The organism is Bacillus sp. MUM 13, from assembly GCF_001866725.1.
Classification (GTDB): domain Bacteria; phylum Bacillota; class Bacilli; order Bacillales; family DSM-1321; genus Peribacillus.
The window spans coordinates 17932-27012 of the sequence record NZ_MLYQ01000115.1; the positions used below are offsets into that span (position 1 = coordinate 17932).

The following is a 9081-nucleotide window of genomic DNA, read 5'->3' on the forward strand; positions in this document are numbered from 1 at the left end:
GGTAGAGGTTGATTTAATAATACACATAAAAGAATATAACAGGCTTTTATTTAACTGTATATTCAATCATAATCCCATTCACCTTTTTATCCATTTCGGAAGTTTCAGAGGATTTATCATAGATAACTTTTAGGTTCTTATCATTAAGCCATTCAATCGAAAAATCTTTATCTGACCTAAATGTATTTCCTGATTCATTTTGAAAATCATCATCTTTATTTAAAATCGATAATTGGGGTGAAAATCCCGTTGTCGCACCACAACTTCTTTCGAAAATGTAAGCAATATTCTCACCACTGGGAGAAGGGATTTTTTGCTTAATATCATTTCCACACATATCCGCAAATAAAAAATCCAATAAATATTTACCAGCCATTAATAAAGGTAATATTATGATTAGCGTCATTAAAATAGTTTTAAACATTTTTGTCATTAGAACCACCCATAAATTAAAATAATAGAAATTAGCTTTTAGAACCTCAGCTAACGTACTTTAGTTGGACAAGTAAATTATTTAATAAATTAATTATACCTAACATAATGTTTTTTTAACTTGGGGATTTTACCTTTTTCTACTGCCCTTCCCTTAGTGAAATGCCCCTGTGATACGTGCAATACCAATAAACAGACTTGTACCCGATGTCACAGGAGGAGTTTTTTGTCTATCGCCAAACTAACATTCCTTTCCCCCTACCTACTGGGCTATATCTTTCACCATTCTTGATGTGGAAGCTTGTCGGGAATTTGAAGATATTCTATACGTTAAATAAAAATACCAAAAAACACCTACTATTCTTCTGATATATAAATAAATTATACTAGTTCTTAGTGATTCAATTGCTAGGTGAATCAACTTGGTAAGGCAAAAAAGGAGAGAGAAACAATTGATAGAGGTGAAGGGAAGGGTCAAAAAATTATCGAAAAAAGTGTATCCTTTTTCGATCGGATTTTTATGTGTAAGCTTAATGTCTACTATGCTTTCACCTGTTGCTCAAGCAGCAGACAATCCTCCTTGGGTAAGTCCCATACAGGTATCTCCCTTAGCTAATGATGGAAAAACAACATCGGGGAACGTACAAATTTCTGTTAAGGCGGGAGACGATCTGGGAGTATCAAAAGTAGAATTTTACAGTGCCGATGGGAAGTATCTAATTGGGAGGAAGACTTCTCCACCTTATACTGTAAAATGGGCGACCACCCCATCGGTTTCTGATGGAGAACAAATCTTAAAAGTGATTGCCTACGACAAGACAGGTCACAAAGCTGGCACAACCCGAAAAGTTTACATTCAGAATGATAAAGCTGCACCATCTTCACCAACTAATTTACATACCACTGCCAAAACTAATAAAAGCATCTCTCTAGCATGGAGTGCTTCTAAAGATAATGTAGGTGTAGTGGAATATGACGTCTACAATGGTCAAGTCCGTATTGGAACCTCTACAAGCACAAGTGTTACCTTGAGGGAATTAAAGCCAGGTAAAACGTATCATTTGTTAGTAAAAGCAAAGGATCATGCAGGGAATATTTCGCCGGCAAGCAATACAATTAATGTGACGACAGACGACCTACCTCCTACTGTGAGTCCCCTTGGGGTATCTCCTTTAGATAAGGATGGAAAAACAGCAAGAGGTAATGTAAAACTTTCCGTCACGGCAAATGACGATAGTGGTATTTCAAAGGTTGAATTTTATAGTGAAAATGGTAAGTACCTGATCGGGACCAGGAAATCGAAACCTTATTCTGTTACTTGGGCAACCGACCCATGGGTTCCTGATGGAGAGCAGCTCGTAAAGGCGATTGTCTATGATCAATCAGGTCAAAAAACTGAAACATCCAAAAAGGTATACATTCATAATAAAATGGGGCCTCATGCACCCAAGGATTTCAGTCTGACAGGAAAAACCGCTCATTCTATTTCTTTGAAATGGGATGGCTTATCCAATGATGATGTAACAAGCTACTCCATTTATCAAAACAACATAAAAATCATGGATACGGCAAGTACTCACTTTGTTATAGGTGGGCTAACTCCGGATACCCAATATACTTTTTACGTTACGGCAAAGGATGCAAAAGGGCAAGAATCACCGGCGAGTCAAAAATTAACAGTTTCGACTGGCTCACAAACGCTCACGCCTCCAAGTTATATGGTTTCTGGTTACTATGCAGGCTGGTCCACCTATACCGGATTTAACGTATCCGACATTGACGCTTCTAAGTTAACACAAATTAACTATGCCTTTGCAAATATTGGAGACGATTTAAAGATGCAGGTAGGAGACCCCACTGTCGATATAGAAAAATCGTTCCCAGGAGATTCTTCAACGGATGCGTTTAAAGGGAATTTCAATCAACTAAAAAAACTAAAGCATAAATTCCCTCATCTAAAAACGGTCATCTCAGTCGGCGGGTGGAACTGGTCCGGTAAGTTTTCCGATGCAGCATTGACTGACTCCTCCCGAACTGTCTTTGCTGATAGCGTTGTTAAGTTTCTTGTAACGTATGGCTTTGACGGTGTTGATTTCGATTGGGAGTATCCGGTTGGAGGAGGATTGAAGACGAATGTTACGCGTCCGGCTGATAAGACAAATTATACGCTTCTATTGCAAAAAGTACGTGAAAAACTAGATGCACAGCAGGCGTTAGATGGGAAGAAATACACCATTTCGATTGCCGCCGGAGCTTCATCTTCATTTGCAGAAAACACGCAATTGGAACAAATTGGTAAGATTGTAGATGACATTCAACTTATGACATATGATATGCATGGGCCATGGGATAGCCTTACTGGCTTTAACTCCCCACTAAATGCTGGTACTGGAGAGCCTTCCAATTCACCGAGCGATTCTCAAGCTATGCAATTATTTTTAGACAAAGGGGTTCCTGCAAATAAACTGGTCATGGGTGTCCCGTTTCATGGGTATGAATATAAAGGGGTTAATAATACCAGTAATGGATTAAACCAGTCTTATTCGGGTGCTGATTCAGTTAATTATGCTGCAATAGAGAAAAACTTTATTGGGAAAAATGGATTTGTCCGTTATTGGAACGAAGATTCCCAAGTTCCTTATCTTTGGAACGGATCCACCTTTATAAGTTATGACGATGCAGAATCAATGGATCAAAAAGCAGCCTTTATAAAATCAAAAGGATTAGCGGGAGCTATGATTTGGGAAATCAGCCAAGACCCTAACGAAGTCTTGCTGAACCAACTAGCAACAGATTTAAGGTAATTATAAAAGTAGGCTCGTAAAGTAATCGCCATAAGTGGATTCATTTATCCTGCTTTATTCTGCACCCCAAAAGTTAGAGTAAGAATCTAACTTTTGAGGTGCTTTCTTTATGTCCAAATATAGTGAAAAATTTAAATTTATGGTAGTGAGATAATATCAAGAATGCCCCTTTAGTAAAACAACAAAAATAGTTGCCTACTTTTACAATGGATTTATGCTCTTTTAAAAAGTAATTCAATTTCCCAAGATATAGCTTAAATCTTAAGTCTAGCTAAATAATAAAATGATTTCCAAACCTATATGGTGGAAGTAGATAGGCTACACTAAGTTGGACAGAAAAATTAAGGTCAAGTAGACTACAGATACCATACTAGAGGAGAATCTACGATGACTAAAAAAGAACGCCGGACCTTTACTGCAGAATTCAAGCAACAGATTGTTCAGCTTTACCAAAATGGAAAACCAAGAAAGGATCTCATTCGGGAATATGATCTTACGCCTTCTTCCTTAGATAAGTGGGTGAGTCAGAGCCTGAAGACCGGTTCCTTCAAGGAAAAAGACAATCTATCTCCACACGAAAAAGAGCTGATCCAACTACGCAGGGAAAACAAGCAGCTTCAAATGGAGAACGACATTTTAAAGCAAGCCGCGCTGATACTAGGACGAAAGTAAATGTGATCAAAAATAACCAGCACAAATACTCGATATCAGCAATGTGCAAAGTCCTCCAGCTTTCCAGAAGCACCTACTACTATGAAGCAAAAGAGCGAGCTTCCGAAGACGATTTGACAACCACTGTTATCGACATCTTCCATAAAAACCGCCAGAATTACGGAACCCGAAAAATCAAGGTTGAATTAAAAAAGCTAGGGTATCAGGTGTCCAGGCGTAGGAGTGGCCGGATTATGGCTGAGCAGGGACTTGTTTCATCGTATACGGTCGCACAATTCAAACCGCATAACAAGAGCTGTAATGAATCCAATCAACAGAACGAAGTCAATCGTGAATTCCACCAGACAAAAGAGCTTGCGGTCGTGGTAAGCGATTTAACCTATGTAAGAGCTAATGGGAAATGGCATTACATCTGTGTCTTTATTGATCTCTTTAATCGCGAAATTATTGGTTTCAGCACGGGACCAAATAAAGATGCGGCCTTGGTTTACCAGGCTTTATCGTCCATCAAAAGCGACCTTCGAAAGATTACATATTTTCATACGGACCGTGGCAGCGAATTCAAAAACAAGCTGATAGACGACGCTCTGGAGACGTTTGGTATCATACGATCTTTAAGTATGAAGGGTTGTCCTTATGATAATGCGGTGGCAGAAGCAACGTTTAAAATCATCAAGACAGAGTTCGTTAAAGGTCGCCACTTTACCAGTTTAGGAGAGCTAACAAGAGAGTTTCAGGATTATGTTCATTGGTTTAATCACATTCGAATTCACGGAACGTTAGGCTACATAAGCCCTATCGAGTATAAACTTGGACACCTTATAAAAACTGTCTAGTTTAGTGTTGACTATCCAAAGGTTTGTTATGTCTTTTTTAGTGACATAAGGGATTCTAAATTATTATTGAAAAATATTGACAAACTATTAGCTGGTTTAGTTGAAACTACTCAATACTCAACTATATTTAGCCATTGACCATCGGGTCCAATGGTTATATGAGGAATCTTATTTGATTGAAACATTTTATAAATGTCCAAATTCTTTTTGGTTAATTTACTTAATTGTTCTGATACATCAGTCTCGGAAAAAATCAGATAATCCATTGTAGTAGACCGTAAATAAAATTCGTAAATATATCGTTTTTGAATGTCTTTTACATAACCCATATAGCCCATTTCCCTTGGAAAAGTACGAGGTAACGGGAATTTATTAACTTCGATAAAGTCATTTGAAATTTCATTTAATAGGTGTCCTTCAAATTCAGGAATAATCGCATAGATATAACATTCTTGCTTGTAAAAGCTATTGATTATGCTAACAAACTCTTGTTCATCAATTTCTTCTTCGAGTAATATTTCCTGTTTTTTCGGAATGCTGATCAATGCGCAATCACTCCTTTTAAAAATGATCAACCATTAGGAGTGTCAATACTGATACTGACTTAATTCAGTCAACCCACCCCTAATCCATAGACTTATTATTTATCTCTCTCCTCTTTTTTTTAACGTTTGAGTAGGGTCTTCTTAACTATTGTCATTTTTCAATTTTGAAGAACTTATTTTCATGGTAGTTGAACAAGAATTTGAGAGTATTAATATAAAATCCCTATTTATTCCTAAGATGAAAGAGTGTGGTTTATAATTGAAATTATCTGAGTAGTATAAAATTATGGGAGCGATGGAGATGAGTAAAAAAATTTTAATAGCTTTACTCTGCTTAGGATTAATTGTGGTACTTTATTTTTCAGCTTCCCGTCCTGGTTCAAGTCCTGGTTCTAATTATATTCCTACTACATCCTTGGAAGAAGCAATCTGTGCAAAAGTAAAAGCACAGAATGAGGATTGCAAAAAAGTGATTTTAATTGATACCGATTCAAATGTGGCTTTTGTCGAGACTGAATTCGGAATCCATCCTGTTCTTATCAGCAAAGACCATACCAAAATGGTAAAAATGATTCCAGGATTAGATTTCCAAGAATTCAGAGAGGAAAAGGAGGAGAATGGACCAATAACCTGGAGAGTTGAAAATAATGTCCAAAAGGATTTCTCCATTCTATACGGATTTGCCAGAGACAAGGCAAAGACCATCATTATAAATAGTGAAGGCAATATACAGCCAAATAAATTTTATGTTCGGGACGACTTGGCTGGAATGAGCGGAGGTTCAGGTACGGCTGCGTTGTGGGTTTGGTATATTACTTCTAAAGATGAAATGATTAAACCAGCGGATATAACAGTTTATGGAGCAGATGGTCATCTTATTTACGGAGGAAGCAAAGAGGAATAGTGAAGGGATAACAGAATGAAAAAGTCGGTAACTAAAAAAGGATGGGAACCAAATACCAAATTTAAACCGATTAATTTTATTTGATAGATTAATATATATCGGTTAAACAGGATTTTTAGGTGGAGTAGCCAACTTTGTTCTCACTTACTAAAAAGTCAGTTTCCGACTTTGTTTTTCAAAGTTACATATTATCCCTCATATTTAACTATCCTGCACCGTTAGCGAAACAAGAAAAGCGACTGCTCTTATTGAACAATCGCATGCGTTAGTTACATAAGACTTAAATAATTTATGGTTTCTGTACTTAATCACCAAGTGCTTTGATGAATAATTTTTGTTCGATCGCTTCTAAACAAAGTATTTTTAACCCGCCGCCGAGGCAGCCGCTAATTCATATTACACATAATTTAGAAATAACTTCTATAATGAATAACCGTAATCAATACAGATAATCCGGTATAAGCGATTCCTGTGTAAAAAACAGCACCTGGGGAAAAGGAATATTCCTTATTGTTATGCTCCATTCGTTCAGTGGTCGTAGCTTGGGTATATCCCTCAGCCATTTTTGCAGAAACTCCGCCTTTTGAGGTGAAAAACTTAACCATAACCGTAAGAAGCAGCCCCACAATGAAAGAGTAATCTATAAAGTTACCCTTAGCTACAGTACTAACAAAATAGTTAACCGCTAAAAACGCAATTACCGTAAGAAAAACACTAACTATTTTTTTCATTTTCACTCCCCCTATAATTTCCATTATATACTAATTAGGAAAAGGGTACATACAGGATTAGAGAAAATATGGGAATTATCTGAAAAACACTTTCAAAACAGATACCCTAATAAATCAAGTTCCCCTTCTTCCCAATTGGCTGTCCCCGCTTTTTTAATCATTAATCCCTCGATGTGTTCGCTCCCTATCCCCTTTGTTTCATGTAGTTCCTGATTGATTTTCAGCCACTTGCATACATTTTCAACCGGCTGATATCCATTCTTCACATACAGGTTCATCGTATCTGCAAACAATAGGATAAAATCAATATTGCGCCCTTCGGTAAACGCATCAATTTCCAGCAATAAACTCGAACCCACACCCTGTGACTGTGCATTCCCCGCAACACATAAATCAATAACACCCAATATTCTTAAAGGTTTTCCGTTCAGATTCATCACTCTATAATCCAGGCCAGCGTGTCCGATAAGCCGATTTTCCTGATCATAGGCAAGAAATCTAAAATGCGGAAGCTGCTTAAAATAAATCCTATTCTTAGGATATATATCGGGGAAACTGTCATTTAATAGTTCTTGTATTTTTGCAGACAGTTCATTACTGATTTCATATTCATGCACGATCTCTATCTTCATGTTACACCCCTGTGTCTATTATTCTAAAAATACAAGAAAAAATCATTCACCAACCAAAAAGGTTCTTTCATTTATTTTCCTGCCTAAATTCAGCCGTCCTAATACGGAAAGGCTGTTCATAAATTCAAGGCATAGAATCTACTGCAATACGTATCAAACCAGTTACTATAAACAAAAAAAACATAAATGAGCTTCCAGACAAAATAAGTTCCCTTACAATGGTTTTTCTTTTATATTTTTAGGCTATGTTCTGAAAGATTGTTGCAATAGTATTAAAGGGACTTTTCCGGTCCTCTTTTTTTCACCTAGACAGCACAATATAATTATTGGTATATTTACCATTATATAGTTTATTTTATATTCAAACAATTTAGATAGAATAAAATTAAGGAGTTGTTTTCAATGATTGCAAATGCTATTCAGAAGGTTGGACAAATAGGAATACCCGTAAAAAATTTAGAAAAAGCAATTGTTTTTTACAAAGATTTATTAAAGCTTCCTTTACTATTCAGCACAGACTCTATGGCATTCTTTGATTGTGATGGTATTCTCCTTCTTCTTAGCCTTCCTGAAAAAGAAGATTTTGCTCAATCAAGTTCTGTCATATATTTTCAAGTTGAGAATATTAAAGAAGCTCACGAAGAATTAATTGAAAAAGGCGTTTATTTTATTGACGAACCACATATAGTTGCAAAAATGGAACAAACTGAAACTTGGATGACCTTTTTTAAAGACACAGAAGGAAATACTCATTCTTTAATTAGTGAAGTCCATATATAAATATTGGGAATCATAAATACCGCCTAATAGCAGTATTTTCTATATTGATAAAGTAAACCTCTATATGAAGAGTTGGTATTCATTGAACTGAAATTAACCCGCAACTCTAATGTTTTAAACGGTTGTAAATGAAAGAACAATAAAAACCAAGCTAATCCTTTCACATCCTAACCTTTTTTTACTTTTCTTTATTCATCTAACCTGCTAGTTTTGTTGAATGTATCCCGGGAATATAATACCGTAAAAAGTAAATTCAACCTTACCCTATTAAAAAAACAAAATGTAAAAAATCATTTCTTAACGATTGATGTTTTTTGTTTATTTTGTGAGGCAATCCATCATGAAATCAGCAGGCCAGTATAACTCTGGATATCCCCTTTCCCAACCCTTAAATGGCTGTTGCTCTTAAATCCCTCAGGAACTTCACCTTTTGAATTTAGGTAGAAACTTTATAAATAGCAATAGGCTGATTGAAACGGAAGGTGCGAGACTCCTGCGGGATCAGCGGGAAGGTGAGACCCCGCAGGCGCAGCAGAGGAGGCTCACCGCCCGCCCCGCGGAAAGCGAGCATCCTGGAGCGGAAATCAACCCCTTGTTCTATAGCAGCAAAGTTTACGAAAACAGCCTTTTTAAATGACACACTTAACATAATCATCTTATGGGCATATAAACCCGAAACACAGCCTTAGGTAATGATGATAAGCACTCCTAAATAATGACTAACCGTTTATGAACTGAGCATACT

8 protein-coding genes are annotated in these 9081 nt (G+C 36.6%); 4 read left to right on the forward strand and 4 right to left on the reverse strand.

Annotated features, from left to right (window positions below):
- Window positions 1-46: 46 nt before the first annotated feature.
- Window positions 47-433 carry a hypothetical protein gene (locus tag BIV59_RS20570; RefSeq protein WP_071353335.1) on the reverse strand — a complete coding sequence of 129 codons (387 nt, stop codon included), beginning with the start codon at window positions 431-433 and terminating at the stop codon, window positions 47-49.
- Between the two features lie 460 nt (window positions 434-893).
- Between BIV59_RS20570 and BIV59_RS23390 the strand changes: the two genes are divergently transcribed.
- Both BIV59_RS23390 and BIV59_RS20585 read left to right on the forward strand, forming a co-directional pair.
- On the forward strand, window positions 894-3236 hold the full coding sequence (locus BIV59_RS23390) for a glycosyl hydrolase family 18 protein (protein WP_240501964.1): 2343 nt from the start codon (window positions 894-896) through the stop codon (window positions 3234-3236).
- A gap of 387 nt (window positions 3237-3623) precedes the next feature.
- Window positions 3624-4744 (forward strand): IS3 family transposase gene (locus tag BIV59_RS20585; RefSeq protein ID WP_139194431.1). Its coding sequence is split into 2 segments (ribosomal slippage): window positions 3624-3873 and window positions 3873-4744, totalling 1122 coding nucleotides; the frame shifts between segments, so codons are not numbered across the junction.
- Window positions 4745-4854: 110 nt separating this feature from the next.
- On the opposite strand, the gene BIV59_RS20590 is transcribed toward BIV59_RS20585, so the two are convergent.
- The gene (locus tag BIV59_RS20590) at window positions 4855-5289 is read right to left on the reverse strand and encodes a hypothetical protein (RefSeq protein WP_071353339.1); all 435 of its coding nucleotides are present in this window, start codon (window positions 5287-5289) and stop codon (window positions 4855-4857) included.
- Window positions 5290-5590: 301 nt separating this feature from the next.
- Between BIV59_RS20590 and BIV59_RS20595 the strand changes: the two genes are divergently transcribed.
- Window positions 5591-6193: a hypothetical protein gene (locus BIV59_RS20595; RefSeq protein WP_071353340.1), complete on the forward strand. Its 603-nt coding sequence runs from the start codon at window positions 5591-5593 to the stop codon at window positions 6191-6193.
- A 407-nt stretch (window positions 6194-6600) separates the two neighbouring features.
- Here the strand turns inward: BIV59_RS20595 and BIV59_RS20600 are convergent, their stop codons facing one another.
- Together BIV59_RS20600 and BIV59_RS20605 are read right to left on the reverse strand one after the other, a co-directional pair.
- Window positions 6601-6924, reverse strand: coding sequence for a hypothetical protein (locus BIV59_RS20600; protein ID WP_071353341.1), 324 nt, complete (start codon window positions 6922-6924; stop codon window positions 6601-6603).
- 92 nt (window positions 6925-7016) lie between these two features.
- Window positions 7017-7556 carry a GNAT family N-acetyltransferase gene (locus BIV59_RS20605; protein ID WP_071353342.1) on the reverse strand — a complete coding sequence of 180 codons (540 nt, stop codon included), beginning with the start codon at window positions 7554-7556 and terminating at the stop codon, window positions 7017-7019.
- A 402-nt stretch (window positions 7557-7958) separates the two neighbouring features.
- On the opposite strand from BIV59_RS20605, the gene BIV59_RS20610 reads away from it, so the two are divergent.
- Window positions 7959-8336: a VOC family protein gene (locus BIV59_RS20610; protein WP_071353343.1), complete on the forward strand. Its 378-nt coding sequence runs from the start codon at window positions 7959-7961 to the stop codon at window positions 8334-8336.
- Window positions 8337-9081 lie beyond the last annotated feature (745 nt).

What these genes read in the sequence shown, in the direction of transcription:
- BIV59_RS20570 (WP_071353335.1), bottom strand. Translation starts at nt 433, where the DNA reads ATGACAAAAATGTTTAAAACTATTTTAATGACGCTAATCATAATATTA.
- BIV59_RS20595 (WP_071353340.1), top strand. Translation starts at nt 5,591, where the DNA reads ATGAGTAAAAAAATTTTAATAGCTTTACTCTGCTTAGGATTAATTGTG.
- BIV59_RS20600 (WP_071353341.1), bottom strand. Translation starts at nt 6,924, where the DNA reads ATGAAAAAAATAGTTAGTGTTTTTCTTACGGTAATTGCGTTTTTAGCG.
- BIV59_RS20605 (WP_071353342.1), bottom strand. Translation starts at nt 7,556, where the DNA reads ATGAAGATAGAGATCGTGCATGAATATGAAATCAGTAATGAACTGTCT.
- BIV59_RS20610 (WP_071353343.1), top strand. Translation starts at nt 7,959, where the DNA reads ATGATTGCAAATGCTATTCAGAAGGTTGGACAAATAGGAATACCCGTA.